Source organism: Corynebacterium sp. H78, assembly GCF_037572275.1.
In the GTDB taxonomy this organism is placed as follows: Bacteria; Actinomycetota; Actinomycetes; order Mycobacteriales; family Mycobacteriaceae; genus Corynebacterium.
In genome coordinates this window covers 293,210-315,216 of the sequence record NZ_JBBHKX010000002.1, presented here as the reverse complement: position 1 = coordinate 315,216, position 22,007 = coordinate 293,210, and the positions used below count along the sequence as shown (strand labels likewise).

Below are 22,007 nucleotides of genomic sequence, written 5' to 3'. Positions count from 1 at the left end.
GTGAAAGTATGATTCGTCGTCGCTACCGGATTCGTGGTGTTGTACAGGGCGTAGGATTCCGCCCGCACGTCGCCACCACTGCCCGTCTTTTCCCTATTACTGGCTTTTGCGGTAACGACGACCACGGAGTTTTCATCGAAGCGCAGGGTCAGGCCAGTGATATTTCTGCATTCATGATCCGACTGAGGGACACTCTTCCTCCACTAGCTCGGATCATCTCAATCGAGCACCGCGAGCTGCCACTATACGATTCCGACACCGATTTTCGAATCGTGGAATCAGTGTCCTTGGCAGGAGAGCGCACACTCATTCCCCCCGATGTTGCCACCTGCCCTGACTGTCTCGCAGACATGTCCGATCCAACCAACCGGCGCTATCACTATCCGTTTACAACCTGCACAAATTGCGGTCCGCGGTTGTCCATCATTGAGGATCTCCCCTACGACCGACCAGCCACCACGATGCGCATCTTCGATATGTGCGATGCATGCCACGCGGAATACACCAACCCGACTGATCGTCGCTATCATGCACAGCCCATCAGCTGCCCAGACTGCGGTCCACACTTGTGGTTGGAAGAACTTGACGACGATCGTCGTGTCGCAGCACCGCCCACAAACACCAAGGGACGCTCCCCTGCGCATGTCGCAGAGGTGTTAAGAGCTGCCCAGCAACTCTTTGATTCCGGCGCCATTCTCGCGGTCAAGGGCCTCGGCGGTTTCCATTTGCTGTGTGATGCGTCGAATGAAGACGCAGTCGCAAAGCTCAGACAGCGCAAGCGTCGCCCAGCAAAACCGTTCGCGGTGATGGTGCCGGACCTGGCGACGGCGACTGCACTTTGTGAGCTATCTCAGGCCGAGCGAGAGCTACTGGAGTCTCCGGCGCATCCAATTGTGATTGCCCCAATGCGCGCCAATGGAACTCCCGACTCAGTTGCTGAACCAGCTGACAACGAGATCGGAACCACGATCGCGACATCGGTGGCACCGGGGCTAGCTGACATCGGTGTCATGTTGCCTTACACACCACTGCACACGTTGCTAGTGGACAGACCCCTGGTGGCGACATCAGGCAACCTAACCTCAGAGCCATTGTGTTTCACCAACGATCAGGCACGGACGCGACTCGCCCACATCGCCGATGCTTTCCTCCTCCATGACCGCCCGATTCACGTACCGGTTGAAGACTCCGTATTCATTGGTGAGCACCCATCACGCAGATCCCGCGGGTATGCGCCCCTGCCGATGGTATTGCCGACGCAGCGAAACTCCGTACCCACCATTCTCGCGACCGGTGGCGAGCTGAAAAATACGTTCACAGTGGCTCACGAAGACTTGGCGTACGTCTCTGCGCACGTTGGCGATATGGAATCGTTGGCCAGTCACGATGCCTTCCTAGCTGCCGTCGAGCAAATGCTGCAGATGCGCCGAGTCACCCCGGATCTTATCGTCTGCGATTCCCACCCGAATTACTCGACAACCGCATTGGCAGATCGTCTCGCCGACCGTTTCGGTGCGACTCTTCTCCAGGTCCAGCACCACTACGCGCATGCGTTGTCACTTATCGCAGAGCATTCGCTTCACGACGACACTGCCGTCATCGCAACTCTCGACGGCACAGGTTATGGAACAGACGGCAGCATCTGGGGCGGTGAAATCCTCACCGTGCGTCCAAGCGGTCAGTGGGAACGCTCCTGGCATATTCCAGAATTCGACATCGTTGGTGGCGACCGAGCGGTTCGGCATCCGTGGCGACTAGCTGCCGGTATCGCGCATGCATGGCAGCTGCCGGAGGTCGAATCCACAATGATGGCTGCGCTTCGCTCGCACGTCTCTGGTGACATGAACGCTTCGTTTAGCGCCGAAACCGCGCTCGTTACCTCCCAACTGAACAACGGCATCGGGTTGGTGAAAAGCAGCTCGTGTGGTCGCGTCTTCGATGCTGCGGCAGCGCTGATCTTGGCCTCGGAACAGACCACGTCCTCCGTAGCATTTGCCACCTCGTATGAGGCACAGGCGGCCATGGAATTGGAACGCTACGCATCGTCCTATCTCCGCGTGACTGGATCGGAGCGGACGCGGCGGTCGTCGGCACGCACCCTCACTGAACTTTTCGTCGAACTATGCGAGCAACGTCCCCTCGCCGAGCGTGCTTTCCTCTTTCACGACGGACTCGCACGAATCATCGCTGATCAGTTGGTCAACATTGCACAGCGATCAGACACTCAGGTGGTGGGACTCACGGGTGGATGCGCGCTCAACCGGGTGTTTACCGCGCTAATCCGGGAACGCGTGAGTGCTGCGGGCTATCGATTGTTGGAACATCGTAGCGTCCCCGCCAATGACGGCGGACTGAGTCTGGGGCAAGCACTGGCGGGACGGTTGTCAGTTGGCCGGGCAAGCCGTGCAGCCGATGATTAGCAAATACGCGGAAGTGGATCGCCCACCAACATGTCCACCATGCGTGTTCCACCAAAGCCGGTGACAAGCACGACTGATGCTGCCGGCTGTTCTTCGATTCGCCCGATGAGACATGCTTCTGGAGCACCTGCCTCACGCAATGCGGCCAATGCTGTCTCGGCTTCGTCGGCCGCAACGACTGCGACGAACGTGCCTTCGTTTGCGACGTACAGCGGGTCAATACCCAACATGTCGCAGGCACCGCGAGTCATTTCACGCACGGCAATTGCTTCGTCGTCAAGCACCACGCCCAAACCAGTGCCACGGGCGAGCTCGTTCATCACCGTGGCGACACCACCACGAGTGGCATCGCGCATCCACCGGGTGTTCGGCGCAGCAGCCATGAGCGCGGCAACCTGACCATTCACCGCCTGCGTATCGGACTTGATGGGCGCGACCATCGCGAGATCACCGCGGGCCATCATGACGGCCATGCCGTGATCCGCAATTGGACCCGAAACGATAATCCGGTCGCCGACAGCAACGTTTGTGTACGATGCTTCCTTACCCGCGGGGATGAAGCCGACACCAGCCGTCGTAATGTACATCCGGTCGCAGGCACCCTTCGGCACCACTTTGGTATCGCCAGCGACAATAGTCACACCGGCCTTGTCTGCAGCATGACGCATCGATTCGACGATGCGACGCAGCACTGTAATCTCCAAGCCCTCTTCGAGAACGAACGCCGCGGAAATGACCTTCGGGTTGGCACCGGCAACCGCGAGATCGTTCACAGTGCCGTTCACCGCCAGCTCACCGATGTCACCACCAGGAAATTCGATGGGATTGACCACATAGGAGTCCGTGGAAAAAGCCACCGAACCTGCCATCGCCTCCGCAGGATCGTCGTTGCCTGCAGCAGCGACGATCTCGGCCAATCCGACAACTCCCGAGTCGCCACCCTGAGCGAGTACCGGGTTCCCGTAAGCATCGAAAAAGACCTGTTCAACGAGCGCCGCTGAAGCCTTTCCGCCGGAACCGTGAGCGAGGGTGACAAAGTCATCTGTCAGCCGAAATGGACGGGAACGAACCCTATCAATATTGGAATTGACCTTGTTTTCGCATTCGTTCAAGCGATTCTTCGGCTGCATTAACGTGCCTTTTCTCGTAAGTTTCCGTGACTAATCGGTTGCTGTTCACATGGTAGCCTCTAGGTGTCTAAAGGAGAGTTTCATATGTGCCTTGGTGTTCCAGCGGTCATCGTCGATGTGGAAGATGCCAGTCGCGCGAAAGCCGCTATCGGTGGCGTTGAACGCATGATTTCTACCGACCTCCTCATGGGCGAGGATCTCGCTATTGGCGATTGGGTCCTGGTTCACGTGGGCTTCGCAATGAGCAAGATTGACGAAGAAGAAGCCCAGCAAACAATGCAGCAAATCAAGCAACTTGGCGGCGGAACATACGAGGACGAATTGGATTCGTTCACGTCATCGCAGATTTAGAAGGCTCTTCCTCATGAAATATGTAGACGAATACCGCGATCCTGCGGCAGCGAAAGCACTCCTTCGGCGAATCGAAGCAGATGCCAAGAAGCTCGATTCCCCGATTGCTCTCATGGAAGTCTGCGGTGGGCATACCCACACGATTTACCGCTACGGCATCGAGAATCTGCTTCCAGAGAACATCGAACTCGTACACGGTCCTGGCTGCCCAGTGTGTGTCATTCCGATGGGCCGCGTGGACGACGCGCTGTGGCTTGCCAACCAACCCAACGTCATCTTTACGACGTTCGGTGACATGATGCGTGTCCCCGGATCAAAAGAATCTCTCATGCAAGCGCGTGCCCGTGGCGCTGACGTGCGGTTTGTGTACTCCCCGCTCGATTCTTTGCGCATCGCCAAGGAAAACCCGGACAAGCATGTCATTTTCTTTGCCGTCGGATTCGAGACCACTGCCCCATCGACGGCTGTGACTCTCATGGCCGCCAAGCGCGACAACGTGAAGAACTTCTCGGTGTTCTCCAACCACGTCACCATCGAGCCGCCACTGCGCACGATCGCCAATGGTGGAGAAACCAAGGTTGATGGTTTTATCGGGCCCGGACATGTGGCGACGACCGTCGGCACAAAGGCTTTCGACTTCCTCGTTGACGAATTCAACATGCCGTGCGTCGTCACGGGCTTCGAGCCATTGGACGTATTGCAATCAGTCGTGATGTTGCTTGACCAGTTCATTTCTGGTGCTGTCACAGCGGGGAACGCTACCGTGGAAAATCAGTACTCACGTGTAGTTCGTCGAGAAGGAAATGTCCGCGCGCTGGAACTCATGAGTCGCACGTTCACGCTGCGGGACACTTTCGAATGGCGGGGCCTCGGCTGGATCGAGCAGTCTGGTCTCGGCATCTCCGAAGAATTCGCCGATTGGGACGCAGAGAAGCGCTTCCACGTTCCTGGCGAACAAATCCCCGACCCTGTCTCCTGTGAATGTGGCTCTGTCCTCACCGGGCAAATCAAGCCGTGGCAGTGTCGAGTGTTCGGCACCGCCTGCACCCCAGCAACGCCGATTGGCACGTGCATGGTGTCCCCAGAGGGTGCATGCGCTGCGTACTACAATTTCGGTCGCATCAACCGCGAGGTTACAAAGAACCTCGCCGCGAATGCGCAGGCTTAGGTACACCGCTCACGGTGCTGTCCTCTAGGCCTACGCCTTAAACCGACTGCCCCGCGCGCGCCACGGTGATACGCGCCTGCTTGACGACGGGCATATCAATCATCTCGCCGTCCAGCTGGAAAGCACCTACTTCGTCGTTGGCACGTTCGACGATCGCCTTTGCCCGAGCAAGCTCCTCCTCACTTGGCATATATGCCCTGCGTACAGCGGGAACCATGGCAGGGTGGATACATGCGGTGGCAGCGAAACCACAGCCAGCTGCATCCAGGGCCTCAAGATACTGGCCTTCGTCGTCATGGAAATCAACGTGCACAGCATCAATCGTGGCAATCCCTGCAGCGGCTGCGTGCATGATCATCAAAGTGCGGGCGAGGCGCTGTGGATCGCGATATGGGCGAAGCGGATTCTCTTTCTCGGTTAGACGCGACGTCGTACCGCCGAGCTCGGCAGCGAGATCCTCGGCGCCCCAGAACAGGCCGACGACGCTAGGGTTCTGCGCAATCTCCTTGATATTGATGACGGCTTCAGGGGTTTCGATCATCGCGATGATCTTCAAACCAGCAAGTTCCGCAGGTACTTCCGACCGGATCTTAGGCACCATGACGACGTCGTAAGGAGCCTGGTGTGCGAACCTCACGTCCTCTGCGAACGTCGGGGTGCCAGGACCGGTGATACGCAAAATGGTGCGTTCACGCGGCAGCGGATTCTCCAGAATATTCTGGCGAGCTTCCTCATGTCCGTCGACAGCAGCGCCGTCTTCGAGGTCGACGATGACTCCATCGGCGCGTTCAAGGGCTTTCTCAAATCGATCTGGACGATCAGCAGGAGCGAACAGCAAAGCGGGGCCAGCTGGCAACCAAGGGAAAGTGGATTTCATACTCCCAAAGCTACCTGCTGGCCCCGCTTCATTGGAGGCTCTAGCAGCAATTAGTCGCGGTACAGCAGCAGTGCGTCACCCTGGCCACCGCCACCACAGAGGGACACTCCCGCGCGGCCGGAACCACGACGGTTCAGCTCCATCGCTGCGGTGAACGCCAAGCGAGTACCGGAGCAACCGATTGGGTGGCCAAGTGCGATTGCGCCACCGTAAATGTTGCACTTTTCCAGTGGGTAGTCGAGGTCACGCAGCGACTGGACTGCGACTGCAGCGAATGCTTCGTTGATCTCGATGAAGTCCAGGTCACCTGGGGTCCAGCCAGCCTTGTTTAGGGCATCCTTCAAGCTGTCGGAAGGCTGGGAGTGCAGCGAATTGTCTGGGCCTGCGGTCTGGCCAGCAGTACCGACAACCGCGAGGTAGTCCAGGCCGCGCTCCTCTGCCCAGCTACGACGGGCCAGCACAACTGCTGCCGCACCATCGGAGATCTGGGATGCGTTACCAGCAGTGATGGTGCCGTTTTCCTTCAAGAACACTGCACGCAGCTTCGACAACGTTTCGACGGTAGTGTCTGGGCGAATGCCCTCGTCAGAGTCGACAACAACTGGGTCACCCTTGCGCTGTGGAATCTCGATTGGCACAATCTCCTCAGCGAAGATGCCTTCAGCCTGCGCCTTTGCTGCACGCTGGTGGGAACCAGCGGCGACTTCATCCTGCTGTTCGCGGGTAATGCCAAGATCTGCATTTGGGCCATCGGTGAGGGTGCCCATGGAGACACCGTCGAAGGAGTCAACGAGACCGTCGCGCTCCAAGGTGTCTTCCATAGCAAGGGTGCCGAAGCCCTTGCCCTGACGAACGCCACGTGCAACATGTGGTGCATTGGTCATGGATTCCTGGCCACCAGCAACGATGACATCTGCTTCACCCAAGCGAATCAAGCGGGATGCGTTAATGATCGCGGTCAGACCGGACAGGCACACCTTGTTGACGATCTCGCATGGAACATTCCACGGCAGACCAGCTTTGATAGCCGTCTGGCGGGATGGGTTCTGTCCAGCTCCAGCAAGTACAACCTGTCCCATGATCAGGCGATCGACATCTTCTGGCTTAACACCAGCGCGCTCAATAGCATGCTTCACAGCGTGTGCGCCCAGATCTACAGAGCTCTGCGACGCAAGACTGCCCAGCATCTTACCGAGCGGGGTTCGCGCACCCGCGAGAATAACGACGTCGTTAGGGTTTGGTGAAGGAATTGCAGACATGTTGAGATTTCTCCTTTAGAAAATAAATAGGCTTAGTCGTCGAGTTCTACGACGTATGCAGCATCGGTGTTTGCTTCGATATCAGCCAAAGTGACACCTGGAGCTAGCTTTTTCAGCACCAAGTGGTCGTCGACTACATCGAAGCTACCCAAATTGGTGATGATCCTGTCCACTACTTTTGCACCAGTAAGTGGCAGATCGCAGGACTTTACGAGTTTTGCCTTGCCATCGCGGGCTACATGGTCTGTGAGCACCACCACACGGGGGGTTCCCGCAACCAGATCCATTGCGCCGCCCATGCCTTTGACCATTTTTCCGGGAATCATCCAGTTGGCCAGGTCACCGCATTCGCTGACCTGCATGGCACCAAGGACCGCCATCTTGACGTGGCCACCGCGAATCATGGCGAAGCTGGTCGCAGAGTCAAAGACTGCTGCGCCTTCGACCAAGGTGACTGTCTGCTTTCCTGCATTGATCAGGTCAGCATCTTCTTCACCTTCGATGGGGAAAGGCCCCATCCCGAGAATGCCGTTTTCGCTCTGTAGCAGAACGCGCACTCCCTCTGGAATGTGGTTAGCAACCTTGGTTGGAATGCCGATGCCGAGGTTGACGTAATCGCCATCCTTCAACTCGGTGGCAGCCATTGCAGCCATGTCATCACGGCTCCAGCCCATGGTCATTGCTGCGGGCTTTTCCTGCGTTTTCTTTGACTGAGGCATGACTTACACTTCCTCTCCTGTTGCTGCGGCTGCCAGATCAACTGGCTCGTCTGCCGACTTCGGTGCTGGACGAGTCGTCCGCTGTTCGATGAGCTTCTCTCGGCCGTCTCCCTCCACCACGTGGTGAACGAACACGCCCTGCGTCATGATCGAATCTGGCGCGAAAGAACCACGCTCGTGCAGTTCTTCCACTTCCGCGACGGTGACTCGACCAGCCGCTGCGCACAATGGGTTGAAGTTCTGTGCGGTGGAACGGTAGATCAGGTTGCCATCGACATCGCCACGCCAGGCATGTACCAAACCAAGGTCAGCGACAATGCCGCGTTCCTGAACGTACGTCTTGCCATCGAATTCAGCGTGCGGCTTGCCTTCTGCTACCAGCGTGCCGACACCGGTTGCGGTGTAAAACGCAGGAATACCTGCACCACCTGCGCGGAGTCGCTCAGCCAAGGTGCCCTGTGGCGTGAACTCGACTTCCAGCTCGCCTTCCAGGTACTGACGGGCAAACTCTTTGTTCTCGCCAACGTAACTGGCAACAACCTTGGATACCTGATGATTGTCCAGCAGGATGCCCAGGCCAGTGGCATCAATGCCCATGTTGTTACTGACGATGGTCAAGTTCTTTGCACCGGAGTCACGGACTCCTTCAATAAGAGTGTATGGAACACCACAGAGTCCGAAGCCGCCGACTGCGATGATCATGCCATCTTTCACCAGCGACGCGACGAGCTCGCGACCGCTCAATTCCGTTGTCTTGCTCATGAATTACACCCACCCCAGAATCTTTGGCGCTTCTTCACGCATTTCGACCTTGCGGACCTTGCCCGATGCCGTCATTGGGAACTCGTTAACGACGTGGACATAGCGAGGAATCTTGTGACGAGACAGCTTGCCGTCGGCGAACTCCGCGATCTGCTGCTGCGTAAGATCCTCGACGTCGTCGTGAAGAATGATCCAAGCCATGATCTCTTCGCCGTACTTGTCGTCTGGAACACCAATGACCTGCGCGTCAACGATGTCTGGGTGTGTGAACAGGAACTCTTCGATTTCACGTGGGTAAATGTTCTCGCCACCACGGATCAGCATGTCCTTGATACGACCGGTTACTGCGAGGTAACCGTCCTCATCAATGACGCCGAGGTCGCCGGTGTGCATCCAGCCTTCTGGATCAATTGCTTCAGCAGTCTTCTCTGGGTGGTGCCAGTACTCACGCATCACGGAGTAGCCGCGAACAACGATCTCGCCCTGGTCACCGCGTGGCAAGGTCTCGCCGGTGTCCTCACAAATAATGCGAGCTTCAAGGTGAGGCATGATCTGTCCAACGGTATTGACGCGCTTCTCCAGTGGGGAGTCCTTACGGGTCTGGAAGCTCACCGGGGAGGTTTCGGTCATGCCGTAGCAAATCGCGATTTCCTTCATGTTCATCTGATCCATGACTTCACGCATGGTCTTCGAAGGACACGACGTACCCGCCATCACACCAGTGCGCAGCGTGGAGAAGTCGTATGGAGATCCGTACTCCTCATGGTCATGCGCCTCTTCCAGAGCATTAATGAACATGGTCGGCACACCGTACAGAGACGTTGCCTTCGCGGAGTGGACAGCCTTCAGAGTCTCACGAGCCTTGAACGATGGCGCTGGGATGATGACTGCGCCACCGTGCGAGAACGTAGCAATGGTACCGATGACCATGCCGAAGGTGTGGAAGAACGGAACTGGAATACACACGCGGTCTTCTTCGGTGTAGCCAAGCAGCTCACCAATGAAGTAGCCGTTGTTCAGAATGTTCGTGTGCGACAGCGTCGCACCCTTCGGGAAGCCGGTGGTGCCCGAGGTGAACTGGATATTAACGGCATCATCTGCGTCGAGATCAGCCGTGTACGACGACAGATCGTCGATGTCGCCATGCATGATGTCGTACCAGTCAGCGGAACCGAAGTACACAACCTTGTCGAGCTTCACGCCACGCTGCTTCGATGCTTCCAACAGCATGGTGCGGTAGTCGGAATCCTTGAAGCGCTTCGCGGCAAAGACGCAACGAACGCCTGCCTTCTCCAGTACGTAGTTCAGCTCATGCTGGCGGTATGCCGGGTTGATGTTCACCAGGATCAAACCCAAGTGGTGGCACGCGTACTGCACGACGAGCCACTCCCAGCGGTTCGTCGACCAAATGCCGATCCGGTCACCCTTTTTGTAGCCGGCGCGTGCAAACGTCGTCGCGAGGCGGAGCACACGGTTGTAGAAGCGCTCGTAGGTGAAGGAAACGTCCGCGTAAACATCGATGATGCAGTCGCGATTAGGGAAACGCTCCACGATGGACTTCAGGTTGGCGCCCAGCGTTTCATTGCGAAGTGGAACAGCTCCCTGATCGACGCCTGCACCAAAAACGTGGGACATGATGGTGCCGTCTTCGGAAATAACTTCTTTGCCGAATGGTGTTGCTTGGGTCTTGAGCTCAGACATGGTGTTCTCCTGGAATATGAAAAATATGAAGTGAGATTGTGAATTGCTGTGTGTCAGCGAGCGTGACGACGACTACGTCGTTGCCGCAGCCCGGCGCGCGATAGCTTCTGCCTGTCGGAACAGTGGCGCGTCGACCATGCGTCCCTCGAAGCTGAAAGCGCCCTGGTTGTGTTCTGCTTCCGCGAGGAGCCTGCGAGCCCAGTCAGCTTGCTCATCCGTCGGACGGTAGGCGTCCCGAATGATGGCGACCTGGCTTGGGTGAATGCAGACAGTAGCGGCGTAGCCGAGTGCCGCGGCATCAAGGGCTTCGGAGCGAAGTCCGGCTTCGTCCTTGATGTCTACGTGCACGGAGTCAAGCGCAGCGTGACCGAAGGCTGCTGCTGCGAGTTGCGTGCGAGCACGTGCGTGGCGTGCAACATCGCGGTAGGTGCCCGGGATGATGGTGTTGTCGACTGCTTCATTGTCTTGGAAGCGAGATGACGTTCCGCCAAGCCCTGCCACGAGGTCCTCTGCTCCCCAGAACAGAGAGACAACGTTGGAGGCAGTTGCGATGTCATCGGCACGCAGGACTCCGAGTGGAGTTTCGATGAGGGCAATGACCTTGTACCCAGCTAGAGCTTCAACTGCCGCCGAGGATTCTGCTTTTGGCAGCATGACCAATGAATATTGTGTCTGAGCAAGCATCTCGAGGTCTGCTGCATGCTCCGGAGAATCCGCTGGATTGATTCGGATGATGGTGCGCTCCGGATCCAGTGGGTTGTCGATAATCCCTGCACGAGCTGAAGCTCGGTTCTCAGGACGGCAGCCGTCTTCCAAGTCCAAGATGACCATGTCTGCTCGTTCCGCTGCTTTAGCGAAACGGTCGGAGCGGTCAGCCGGAGTGAAAAGAATGGCTGGTCCTGCCGGAATCCATCCGCCGTTGTGGCCGGTGGAGTTCTTCTGTGGGTCAGTCATGTGCTTTGCCTTTGTGTACGAAGAGCTGTGGACTACGAAGACCGAAGTGTCGGTGGTGGGTTTCTAGGATTCAGCCAATGCTGGATCACACTGAACGAGCGTCTTGCGGACTGCACGGCACACGATCGTGCCGTCCTGATTGCGGCCAATGTGTTCGAGCTCGACGATGCCCTGGTTCGGACGGGACTTTGACAGTCGCTTCGAGGTGCACACGGTCTCTGCGTAGAGAGTGTCTCCGTGGAACATCGGCGCTGGGAAAGCCACTTCAGTGAAACCGAGATTTGCGACGATCGTGCCCAAGGTCAGCTGCGATACGCTGAGGCCAACGACCGTGGACAAAGTCCACATCGAGTTGACCAGTCGCTGCCCACCAAAACCTGGCTGCTGTGAGGACCAATGTGCATCCAAGTGCAGTGGCTGGGTGTTCATGGTCAGAGTGGTGAAAGTGACGTCGTCAGTTTCAGTGACCGTGCGACCTGGCCGGTGCAGGTAACGAGCGCCCTCTTCGTACTCTTCGAACCACAGTCCACGCTGGACAATTTCCTTAGCTGAGCTCTGTGCTGCGTCGTTTCCAGCTACGTTGTTTGTCATGATTACAGCCCCAGTCCGCGAGCGATCAGCATGAGCTGAACTTCGGTGGTGCCCTCGCCGATCTCCAGGATCTTGGAGTCACGGTAGTGGCGGGAGACGCGGTACTCATTCATGAATCCGTATCCACCATGAATCTGAGTTGCGTCACGGGAGTTGTCCATAGCTGCCTCGGACGCGATCATCTTGGCGATGTATGCCTCGCGACGGAAGTCCTTGCCCGCTGCCATCTTTGCAGCAGCGTCGTACCAGGCGACGCGAGCTGCGTGTGCACGAGCTTCCATGCGAGCAATCTTGAAGGAGATCGCCTGGTATTCGGCGATTGGGCGCCCCATGGAGACGCGCTCCTTGGCGTAGCGAACCGACTCGTCGACACAGCCCTGGGCTGCACCGGTTGCCAGTGCGGCGATTGCTACGCGGCCTTCGGCGAGGATAGACAGGAAGTTGGCGAAGCCACGACCGCGGACGCCCAGGAGGTTTTCCTTTGGTACGCGCACGCCGTCAAAGGACAGTGGGTGCGTGTCCGATGCGTTCCAGCCGACCTTGTCGTATGCAGGCTCAACGGTGAAGCCTTCAGTTCCGGAAGGAACGATGATGGTCGAGATTTCCTTCTTGCCGTTATCTGCAACACCAGTCACAGCAGTGACGGTGACCAGGGAGGTGATGTCAGTGCCGGAGTTGGTGATGAACTGCTTGTTGCCGTCGATAACCCACTCGTCTCCGTCTTCGCGAGCGGTAGTACGGGTTGCACCTGCGTCGGAGCCAGCATCTGGTTCGGTCAGACCGAATCCTGCCAAGCGCTTGCCTGCTGCGAGGTCTGGCAGCCACTGTGCCTTCTGCTCTTCGTTACCGAAGTGGTAGATCGGCATTGCACCGAGGCCAACGCCAGCTTCAAGCGTAATGGCGACCGACTGGTCAACCTTCGCCAACTCTTCAAGTGCGATACCGAAAGACAGGTAGTCGCCGCCCATGCCGCCATACTCTTCCGAGATTGGCAGACCGAAGAGGCCCATCTCGCCCATGTGGGCAACAACTTCGTATGGGAAGGTGTGGTTCTTGTCGTGCTCAGCAGAAACTGGGTCAACGACCTCGTTAGCGAAGTCGCGAACGACCTTCTGCAGCTCTACGTACTCGTCTGGCAATACAGCGGTGTTGATGTCAGTCATGTCAATACTCCTTGGTGCGCGATGTGTGGTGTGGTGAAAGCTGTGCTTGTGAGGTGGTTTGTTACTCGGCGGGGTGGATCGTCGCCAAGGCTTGGTCAGCAGTGACCTGATCGCCGGCGGCGACGTGGAATTCCACGGTGCCTGCGGTTTCGGCCTTCAAGGTGTGCTCCATCTTCATGGCCTCGACGGCGATGATTGGGTCGCCTACCTCGACGGTTGCTCCGTCTTCAGCGACCAGTGCGATAACAGCGCCTGGCATTGGCGAGACGATGGCGCCATCGCCAGCTTCGTCGTCAGCTGCGGAAGCAACGACGTGGCAGCGACGAAGAACCCAGGTGCCTTCGTCGGAGGAAACGATGATGTCGAGTTCCGCTGTCGCATCGTGGCTGTCGTCTCCAACAACATCGACGGACCAGTGTCGGGCAAGTCCATCGCAGTCAACGCGCCACAAGTCTCCATCGCGGTGAACTGCTGTGTGATACGTGCGTGGTTGTGGTGCCTCGTCGGCTTCGGTGTCGGAGATACCTGCGACAACATCACCGACAACGACTTCTGCGTTGGTAGGCGAACCAGTGACGCTCATCAGGACGGAGTCCTCCGACCCCGAGTTGCCTGCGGCTGCTAGGCGCAGACGCTGTGCAGCAGTACGACCAGAACGCCATGCGTCTGGTACCTGCCATGGCGAGCTTGGGCGGGTTGGCCAACGACGGGCGAGCCATGCCATGGTCGCTGCGATGTATGCCTCATCTGGGACATCGTCGACAGTGAAGTCTCCCGCAACGCGGTCCAACAGGCCGGTGTCCAAATCGCCGGACACAACGTCTGGCACCGAAATCAGGTAGCGACAGAAGTCAACGTTGACTCCGACACCAGCTACGACAGTGTTTGCGAGTGCTCGATCAAGGCGCTGCAGGGCTTCCGCACGATCCGCGCCGTGCGAGATGACCTTCATCAGCATCGGGTCATACAACGAGGTGATTTCAGAGCCATCAGCAATACCCGAGTCCACTCGGATACCTGGGCCGGAAGGCTCCACCACGCGAGTTACGCGACCACCCGTTGGAAGGAAGCCAGCAGCCGGATCCTCTGCGTACACACGAGCTTCGATGGAGTGACCGGTGAGAGTGACCTCATCTTGAGTCACCGGCAGCTTCTCGCCACGGGCAATAGCCAGCTGAAGCTCTACCAGGTCCAGGCCAGTCACTTCTTCCGTCACTGGATGCTCCACCTGGAGACGAGTATTCATCTCCATGAAGTAGAACTTGTCTGGATCCTTTGCGGGAACAATGAACTCCACGGTGCCAGCACCTACGTAGCCGACCGAACGAGCAGCGTCGCATGCTGCTTCGCCAATGCGGGCGCGAGTTGCTTCGTCGAGAAGCGGAGACGGTGCTTCCTCAATAACCTTCTGATGGCGACGCTGCAGCGAGCACTCACGCTCGCCGAGGTGGATCACGTTTCCGTGGGTGTCAGCAAGAATCTGCACCTCAATGTGGCGTGGGGTATCGACGAAGTGCTCGAGGAAGAGAGAGTCATCGCCGAATGCGCCAGCTGCTTCACGACGAGCCGTCACGAGAGCACTTGGCAGATCTTTTGGATCTTCGACGCGGTGCATACCCTTGCCGCCACCACCGGCGGAAGGCTTAATCAAAACCGGGAATCCAATCCCAGGAGCTGCGTCGATGAGGTCCTGGTCTGTAAGGCCTGGGCGGGACAAGCCAGGGACGGTTGGTACGTCGCGTGCTTCAACTGCAGCACGGGCGGAAATCTTGTCGCCCATGGTGTCAATGGCGCTTGCTGGTGGCCCCATGAAGACGATGCCAGCTTCTTCACAAGCGCGAGCGAAGCCTGCATTCTCGGACAGGAAGCCATAGCCGGGGTGAATTGCCTGGGCTCCGGAGCGACGAGCTGCGTCGAGAATCTTGTCAGCAACAAGGTACGAATCGCGCGCTGGCGATGGGCCAATATGAACTGCAATGTCTGCTGCACGTACGTGCGGAGCATCCGCATCTGCGTCTGAATATACTGCGACGCTACGGACACCTTGATCGCGCAGAGTTCGAATCACGCGGCAGGCGATTTCGCCTCGGTTGGCGACAAGCACGGTGTTGATCTGTGGGTTTGCGTTTGCGGTCATTTCTTCTCTCCTTCCTTATCTTTTGGTGGGTTACATGCGGAATACGCCGAAGCCTGGATCATCCAGTGGCGCACCTGCTGCGACTTCGAGGGCCATACCAAGTACTCGGCGGGTGTCTGCTGGGTCGATGACTCCGTCATCCCAGAGTCGAGCCGACGAGTAGTAGCAGTGCGACTGCTTTTCGAACTGCTCGCGGACTGGAGCTTCAAAGTTTTCCTGCTCTTCTGCGCTCCACTCCTCCCCTGCTCGTTCGATCTGGTTACGACGAACCGTCGACAAAGTCATGGCTGCCTGTGGGCCACCCATCACTGCGATGCGGGCATTCGGCCACATCCAGAGGAAACGTGGTGAATAGGCGCGACCACACATGGAGTAGTTGCCAGCACCGAACGCGCCACCGATGACAACGGTGAACTTTGGTACGCGGGTCGTTGCGACAGCGTTGACCATCTTCGCGCCGTGCTTTGCGATACCGCCGGCCTCGTACTCACGGCCGACCATGAAGCCGGTGGTGTTCTGGAGGAATACGAGAGGAATCTTGCGCTGGTCACACAACTCGATGAAGTGCGCACCCTTCTGAGCAGACTCCGCGAAGAGAATGCCGTTATTCGCAATGATGCCGACTGGATGACCGTGGATGCGAGCGAACGCGGTGACCAGGGTCTGTCCGTATTCGGCCTTGAACTCCTGGTATTCGCCACCATCGACGATGACTTCAATGACCTCGTGGACGTCGTATGGCATCTTCGGATCTACCGGGACGACATCGTAAAGATCGGACTGTGGTCGCTTCGCATCAACCGTTTCGCGAACTTCCCACGGAGCTTCTGCGTTTGGTGGCAGCGTATCGACGATGCCACGGACGCGATGCAGCGCGTCGGCATCGTCAAGTGCGAGATGGTCGGTAACACCCGAAGTCTTGGAGTGGAGATCGCCACCACCGAGCTCTTCAGGGGTGACATCCTCGCCAGTGGCGGCCTTCACCAGTGGCGGACCTGCGAGGAAGATGGTGCCCTGTTCCTTAACAATGACGGCTTCGTCCGACATTGCTGGCACGTATGCGCCACCTGCAGTACAGGAACCGAGGACTGCGGAGATCTGTGGGATTCCCTTTGCAGACAGATTGGCCTGGTTGTAGAAAATGCGACCGAAGTGATCGCGATCTGGGAAGACCTCGTCCTGGTTCAGCAGCATTGCTCCGCCGGAATCAACGAGGTAGATGCACGGGAGGCGGTTCATGTCAGCGATTTCCTGCGCGCGCAGGTGCTTCTTCACCGTCATTGGGTAGTAGGTACCGCCGGAGACTGTCGCATCGTTTGCGACGATCATGCAGCGTCGTCCCTGAACAAGACCAATACCGCACACGACACCAGCAGCTGGTACACGGCCTCCGTACATTTCATGTGCTGCCAGTGGCGCAACTTCGAGGAACGGGCTACCTGGATCAAGCAGCTCGTCAATGCGCTGACGAGGCAGCAGTTTGCCGCGAGAAATGTGGCGAGAGCGCGCCTTTTCCGAACCACCCTGCGCCGTGACATCAAGCAGCTGGCGCAAGTCGTCGACCAGCGCTTCATGGCGCTGGCGGTTGGTCAGTTGTTCTGTAGGTGAGGTCATGCGTTGTGCTTCTTCCATGTTGTGACAATCTGCTGCGCTGTAAACAGTCAGCATCCTGCAGATGGATTTTGTTAATGGGAATTAACTTTCTGAAACAAGACTTTACTGTGACGCAACTCACCGCACAACGATTTACGTGATGCCAATCACTCACCTACACCCGGATAACGGCACGTGAAAACCATTTACCAAGCTCAACGCCCAAATATTCCGTGAATCACCATTAACTGACCGGGGGTGATCTACACCACAAATGCAGCCCCATCAGGTACATCCAATCCATCCTGAGCGCCCATTTAGACATGAAAAAAGCCGGGCGTTAACCCGGCTTCTCGCGATTGTTTACTAGCTCACTTCCATAGCTTTCAACGCCATATCCATCGTGTGCGTGCGCACAGCCTCGACCCCGGCCCAACGAACAATATGCCGCGAGGAGTTAATCAGACCAGCAGCAAGCTGAACACGGACTCGCGCTTCGTCCTCGTCCAAGTCGGGACGATGCGCCATCAACGCATCCACCCACATACCGATATACATCCTCTGTAGCGACCGAACCTTCTCTCGCTCCTGCGTAGGAAGATTGCGTATTTCTCGTTCCTGCACACGAATGCGATCCGACTCGGTCACAGCGAACTCGACGTGATAGGCAAGAAGTTCGTGAAGGACGCGCTCGTCCGTCCAGCCCTGTTCCCGCCCATCACTCACAACACCCCGGGCGCCGTCGACAAGCCGAATGGAAATATCGATGAGAATCTCGGCAAGCAGATCATCTTTCCCCTTAAAATAGCGGTACAGAGCAGGCCCTGAAACACCGACTGCGGCGCCAACATCTTCCAGGCGCGTCTGATGAAAACCGCGCTCCGCAATGATGGAAGATGCCGCCGTCAAAATCTCAGCGTGACGACGCTCCCTCAATTCAGCTCTGCGTGACATAGTTGCTCATCTTATTGGCTCGGATCGTAAACAGTATCGGGTTTGCTAGTTTTTATACCCAGCCAAGCACCTTCGGTGCCATCTCACGCAGGTCCACCTTGCGCACCTTGCCCGACGAGGTCAATGGGAACGAGTCGACACAATGCACGTAGCGAGGAACCTTTTGGCGCGCAAGCTTGCCATGGCAGAACTCTGCGACATCATCGACGGTGAGCGACTCAGCGCCGTCGTGAAGAATGAACCATGCCATGACTTCTTCCCCGTAGCGGTCATCAGGAACACCAATGACCTGGACGTCGACAACGTCTGGGTGTGTGTACAGGAATTCTTCGATCTCTCGTGGGTAAATGTTCTCGCCACCACGAATCAGCATGTCCTTCATACGACCAGTAACGGTGACATAGCCTTCATCATCCATCTGGCCAATATCGCCGGTACGCATCCAACCGTCGTCGTTGATTGCCTCAGCGGTCTTTTCTGGGTGGTTCCAGTAGCCCTTCATGACCGAGTAACCACGAACCTGAATTTCGCCGCTTTCGTTGCGTCCAAGCACCTCTTCGGTCTCGGGGTTAACGACCCTTAGCTCAACATGTGGAGACACCTGGCCAACGGTCGTTGTACGACGCTCGGTTGGGCTATTGCGACGAGTCTGAGTCGATGTCGGCGACGTCTCAGTCATACCGAAGCAAATAGTTACCTCGGTCATGTTCATTTTCTCCATGACTTCGTTCATGGTCTTGGTAGGGCACGATGCACCACCCATGATGCCGGTACGCAGGCTCGAGAGATCGTAAGGAGAGCCATATTCCGCCTGGTCATGCATCTCTTCGAGGCACGCAATGAACATGGTTGGCACACCGTACAGCGCAGTTGCGCGCGCCGAGTGGACAGCCATCAACGTTTCGCGAGCCTTAAACGTCGGCGAGGCAATGATGACGGTACCGCCGCGAGCCATAGTTCCGATGATGCCAAGTCCCATGCCAAAGGTGTGGAAGAAAGGCAGCGGAATGCACACACGGTCATCCTCGGTGTAGCCAAGAATCTCACCCGTGAAGTAAGCGTTGTTCAGAATGTTCTTATGCGACAGCGTTGCACCCTTCGGGAACCCTGTCGTTCCGGAGGTGAACTGGATGTTGATCGGATCATCTGGATCCAGATCAGCGGTATGCGCCGACAGGTCATCAATACCGCCGTCGAGCAGCTCGTTCCAACGCTCGGAGCCGAAGTACACCACGTCAGACAAGTTGATACCGCGCTGCTTGCTAGCCTCGAGAAGCATCGTGCGGTAGTCCGAGTCCTTGTAGCGACGCGCAGCAAAAACTCCCTTGACGCCAACCTTCTCCAGCACGTAGTTCAGCTCGGTTTGACGGTAGGCAGGATTGATGTTGACCAGAACGATGCCCAAGTAGTGGCATGCGTACTCTACGACGATCCACTCCCAGCGGTTGGTCGCCCAGATACCCACACGGTCACCTTTGCTGTAACCTGCACGAACCATGGCAGACGCCACGGCCTGCACCTTGTGGAAGAACTCGCGATACGACATCCGCACGTCTGCGTAAAGATCGACAATCGCTTCTCGATCCGGGAATCGCTTCACTACTGACTCGAGGTTCTGCCCCAGCGTCTCGTTACGCAGTGGTGGAGCACCCTGGTCCACCCCTACACCAATGACGTGTGCCAGCTTCGTGCCGTCGTCAGCAAGGAAGGCGGTTCCATACGGGGTCGATACAGTTTTAGGTGCTGTCGCAACCGGGTTCATTAAAACTCCATTCAAGAGATGCGCGAAGAAACAGTCGAGAACATGACACAGGCAAGTGACCTGTGACACATTCAGTTACCGTTCGCACATTACCCAGCTAGGTTCCCCGTATTGAGCATTTTGTTCCTAAAAGCTCAATTACCTCCCCCATATTGTTAACCCTGATAAACCATATGGCATGAAGAAGGGGCCGGATCTTCACAAGATCCGGCCCCAAAGCTCAATACAACTTAGTGTGCGAAGTGACGTGCACCCGTGAAGTACATGGTCACGCCAGCCTTCTGAGCTGCCTCAACGACCTCGTCGTCACGGATCGAGCCACCAGGCTGTACAACTGCACGAACACCAGCCTTGGACAACACTTCGAAGCCGTCCGCAAATGGGAAGAATGCATCAGACGCAGCAACTGCGCCCTGTGCGCGCTCGTCGTCGCCAGCTAAAGTGTTTGCACGTTCAACAGCCAACTTAGCGGAGTCAACACGATTGACCTGGCCCATGCCGACGCCAACGGTAGCTCCGTCATTAGCCAGCAAAATTGCGTTCGACTTAACCGAACGAACCGCATGCCATGCAAATTCGAGGTCGGCCAAGGTCTGCTCGTCGGCAGGCTCGCCAGCAGCGAGAGTCCAGTTAGCAGCGGCATCTCCCTCAGCCTGGAGGCTGTCGCGCTCCTGCTTCAGCAGACCGCCCGAAATCTGACGGATCTCTTCGGTTGCGCGCTGAGGAGCTGGAACAGTGAGGATACGAATGTTCTTCTTCTGGGACAGAATCTCGACTGCGCCATCTTCGTAGGAAGGAGCGAGGATGACCTCGGTGAAGATCTCGGAAACCTGCTTAGCCATTTCGACCGAAACCTCACGGTTTACTGCGATGACGCCACCAAATGCGGACATTGGGTCACATGCGTGAGCAGACTTGTGAGCTGCTGCGATGGACTCGTCCGAGACGGCAATGCCACAAGGATTCGCGTGCTTAATGATGGCAACACATGGGCGCTCATGATCCCATGCTGCACGCCAGGCAGCGTCAGCATCCTGGTAATTGTTGTAGCTCATTTCCTTGCCGTGCAGCTGCTCCGCCTGGGCAAGACCAGCTGGTGCTGCTGGGTCTACGTACAGTGCAGCGCTCTGATGCGGATTTTCGCCGTAACGCAGGGTCGCAGCTCGGTTGTAGGTGTAGCCAACCCACTCTGGGTACTCTTCGGCATCCTCAGCCTGGGCACCCATCCACGTTGCGACGGCTACGTCGTAAGACGCGGTATGACGGAATGCTTCAACAGCGAATGCAGTGCGCTCTGCACGGGTGAAACCACCACCTGCCACTGCTTCAGCAACCTGGCCGTACTTGGCTGGGTCGACAATGATTGCCACCGATGGGTGGTTCTTCGCAGCTGCGCGAACCATCGACGGGCCTCCGATATCGATCTGCTCAACGCATGCATCAAAGTCAGCACCGGAAGCGACGGTTTCAGTGAACGGGTACAGGTTCACGACAACGAGCTGGAATGGCTCGACGCCCAGATCCGCGAGCTGTGCGAGGTGATCATCCTTGCGGGTATCGGCAAGGATGCCTGCGTGTACGCGTGGGTGGAGGGTCTTGACTCGACCTTCCAGGCACTCTGGGAATCCGGTGAGTTCCTCCACTGGAGTTACCGGGACGCCCGCGTCTGCGATGCGAGCGGCAGTGGAACCGGTGGAAACGATCTGGACTCCACCTTCGTGCAGAGCCTTTGCTAGGCCCTCCAGTCCGGTCTTGTCGTAGACGCTAATCAGCGCCCGCTTGATGGGCTTGCGTTCCGTGCTGTTCTGAGTCATTGAAAACGTGCCTTTCGTCCGTCCCGCGTGTATCCGCGATCCGCAATCGTATGCAGTACATCTACTAGCAGTGCTCGTTCCACTACTTTGATGCGCTCGTGCAGGGTTTCTACCGTGTCGTTTTCTAGAACTGGAACTGCTTCCTGAGCCAGAATCGGGCCGGTATCCACGCCATCATCAACAATATGAACTGTTGTTCCTGTGACCTTTACACCGTATGCCAACGCATCTGGCACAGCGTGCGCACCAGCGAAAGATGGCAGCAAAGCTGGGTGCGTATTGATGATCTTGTCTTTGAACGCCTGAATAAACTGCGCTCCCAAGATTCGCATGAATCCTGCTGATACCACCATATCTGGCTCATACTTTGCGACGGCCGCCAACAAATCCTCATTCCATTTGTCGCGGTTGCGACGTGCTGCTTCGTCAAAAGGGACTTGGAAGCTTGGAATTTGAGCGTCGTCTGCCCGTTGGATTGCTGGGCATTGTTTGTCTGAACCTACAGCGACGACCCGCACTTTGTGCGGGTCGAGAGTGTCGAGCATGGATTGCAGCAGCGAACCTTGCCCCGATGCAAGCACCACAATTGACAGTGGCGAGGTTGGGGAAAAAGTTTCAGCTGTATGCGAATCGGTCACGTAAAAGAAGCATA

18 protein-coding genes are annotated in these 22,007 nt (G+C 57.1%); 3 read left to right on the top strand and 15 right to left on the bottom strand.

Going from position 1 to position 22,007, the window contains the following annotated elements; translation table 11 throughout:
• Positions 1 to 8 precede the first annotated feature (8 nt).
• Positions 9 to 2,420 (top strand): carbamoyltransferase HypF, encoded by a 2,412-nt coding sequence (gene hypF / locus WG934_RS02600; protein ID WP_339988578.1) that lies wholly within the window; start codon positions 9 to 11, stop codon positions 2,418 to 2,420.
• Here the strand turns inward: hypF and hypE are convergent.
• Complete coding sequence (hypE, locus tag WG934_RS02595) at positions 2,417 to 3,550, bottom strand: hydrogenase expression/formation protein HypE (protein ID WP_339977268.1); 1,134 nt, start codon at positions 3,548 to 3,550, stop codon at positions 2,417 to 2,419. The two genes, hypF and hypE, sit on opposite strands and share 4 nt — an antisense overlap.
• 84 nt (positions 3,551 to 3,634) lie before the next feature.
• Here hypE and WG934_RS02590 point away from each other — a divergent pair, with 84 nt between their 5' ends.
• Positions 3,635 to 3,901 carry a HypC/HybG/HupF family hydrogenase formation chaperone gene (locus WG934_RS02590; protein WP_339977266.1) on the top strand — a complete coding sequence of 89 codons (267 nt, stop codon included), beginning with the start codon at positions 3,635 to 3,637 and terminating at the stop codon, positions 3,899 to 3,901.
• Positions 3,902 to 3,914: 13 nt separating this feature from the next.
• Positions 3,915 to 5,069, top strand: coding sequence for a hydrogenase formation protein HypD (gene hypD / locus WG934_RS02585; RefSeq protein WP_339988577.1), 1,155 nt, complete (start codon positions 3,915 to 3,917; stop codon positions 5,067 to 5,069).
• Between the two features lie 37 nt (positions 5,070 to 5,106).
• Here the strand turns inward: hypD and WG934_RS02580 are convergent, their stop codons facing one another.
• The 14 genes from WG934_RS02580 to purN form a co-directional block, all read right to left on the bottom strand.
• On the bottom strand, positions 5,107 to 5,946 hold the full coding sequence (locus WG934_RS02580; RefSeq protein ID WP_339988575.1) for an HpcH/HpaI aldolase/citrate lyase family protein: 840 nt from the start codon (positions 5,944 to 5,946) through the stop codon (positions 5,107 to 5,109).
• A 50-nt stretch (positions 5,947 to 5,996) separates the two neighbouring features.
• The gene (locus WG934_RS02575; protein ID WP_339977260.1) at positions 5,997 to 7,205 is read right to left on the bottom strand and encodes an acetyl-CoA C-acetyltransferase; all 1,209 of its coding nucleotides are present in this window, start codon (positions 7,203 to 7,205) and stop codon (positions 5,997 to 5,999) included.
• 32 nt (positions 7,206 to 7,237) lie between these two features.
• Entirely contained in the window at positions 7,238 to 7,879 is a 642-nt protein-coding gene (locus tag WG934_RS02570; protein ID WP_339989221.1) for a 3-oxoacid CoA-transferase subunit B, read from the bottom strand.
• A 48-nt stretch (positions 7,880 to 7,927) separates the two neighbouring features.
• Positions 7,928 to 8,686, bottom strand: a complete 759-nt coding sequence (locus WG934_RS02565) for a CoA transferase subunit A (protein WP_339977258.1) — start codon at positions 8,684 to 8,686, stop codon at positions 7,928 to 7,930.
• A 3-nt stretch (positions 8,687 to 8,689) separates the two neighbouring features.
• Complete coding sequence (locus WG934_RS02560) at positions 8,690 to 10,387, bottom strand: AMP-binding protein (protein ID WP_339977256.1); 1,698 nt, start codon at positions 10,385 to 10,387, stop codon at positions 8,690 to 8,692.
• Positions 10,388 to 10,459: 72 nt separating this feature from the next.
• A complete protein-coding gene (locus WG934_RS02555) occupies positions 10,460 to 11,341 on the bottom strand; it encodes an HpcH/HpaI aldolase/citrate lyase family protein (RefSeq protein WP_339977254.1) in 882 nt (293 codons plus the stop codon).
• Between the two features lie 63 nt (positions 11,342 to 11,404).
• Positions 11,405 to 11,932 carry a MaoC family dehydratase gene (locus WG934_RS02550; protein WP_339988573.1) on the bottom strand — a complete coding sequence of 176 codons (528 nt, stop codon included), beginning with the start codon at positions 11,930 to 11,932 and terminating at the stop codon, positions 11,405 to 11,407.
• Positions 11,933 to 11,934: 2 nt separating this feature from the next.
• Positions 11,935 to 13,095, bottom strand: coding sequence for an acyl-CoA dehydrogenase family protein (locus tag WG934_RS02545; RefSeq protein WP_339988571.1), 1,161 nt, complete (start codon positions 13,093 to 13,095; stop codon positions 11,935 to 11,937).
• A 61-nt stretch (positions 13,096 to 13,156) separates the two neighbouring features.
• Positions 13,157 to 15,232 (bottom strand): acetyl/propionyl/methylcrotonyl-CoA carboxylase subunit alpha, encoded by a 2,076-nt coding sequence (locus WG934_RS02540; RefSeq protein ID WP_339977248.1) that lies wholly within the window; start codon positions 15,230 to 15,232, stop codon positions 13,157 to 13,159.
• 30 nt (positions 15,233 to 15,262) lie between these two features.
• Positions 15,263 to 16,846 carry a carboxyl transferase domain-containing protein gene (locus WG934_RS02535; protein WP_339988569.1) on the bottom strand — a complete coding sequence of 528 codons (1,584 nt, stop codon included), beginning with the start codon at positions 16,844 to 16,846 and terminating at the stop codon, positions 15,263 to 15,265.
• Between the two features lie 345 nt (positions 16,847 to 17,191).
• On the bottom strand, positions 17,192 to 17,779 hold the full coding sequence (locus tag WG934_RS02530; protein WP_339977244.1) for a TetR/AcrR family transcriptional regulator: 588 nt from the start codon (positions 17,777 to 17,779) through the stop codon (positions 17,192 to 17,194).
• A gap of 52 nt (positions 17,780 to 17,831) precedes the next feature.
• Positions 17,832 to 19,541, bottom strand: a complete 1,710-nt coding sequence (locus WG934_RS02525) for an AMP-binding protein (protein ID WP_339988568.1) — start codon at positions 19,539 to 19,541, stop codon at positions 17,832 to 17,834.
• 230 nt (positions 19,542 to 19,771) lie between these two features.
• Positions 19,772 to 21,355, bottom strand: a complete 1,584-nt coding sequence (gene purH / locus WG934_RS02520) for a bifunctional phosphoribosylaminoimidazolecarboxamide formyltransferase/IMP cyclohydrolase (protein WP_339988566.1) — start codon at positions 21,353 to 21,355, stop codon at positions 19,772 to 19,774.
• Positions 21,352 to 21,993 carry a phosphoribosylglycinamide formyltransferase gene (gene purN / locus WG934_RS02515; RefSeq protein ID WP_339977238.1) on the bottom strand — a complete coding sequence of 214 codons (642 nt, stop codon included), beginning with the start codon at positions 21,991 to 21,993 and terminating at the stop codon, positions 21,352 to 21,354. The genes purH and purN overlap by 4 nt, the downstream gene beginning before the upstream one ends.
• Between the last annotated feature and the right edge of the window lie 14 nt (positions 21,994 to 22,007).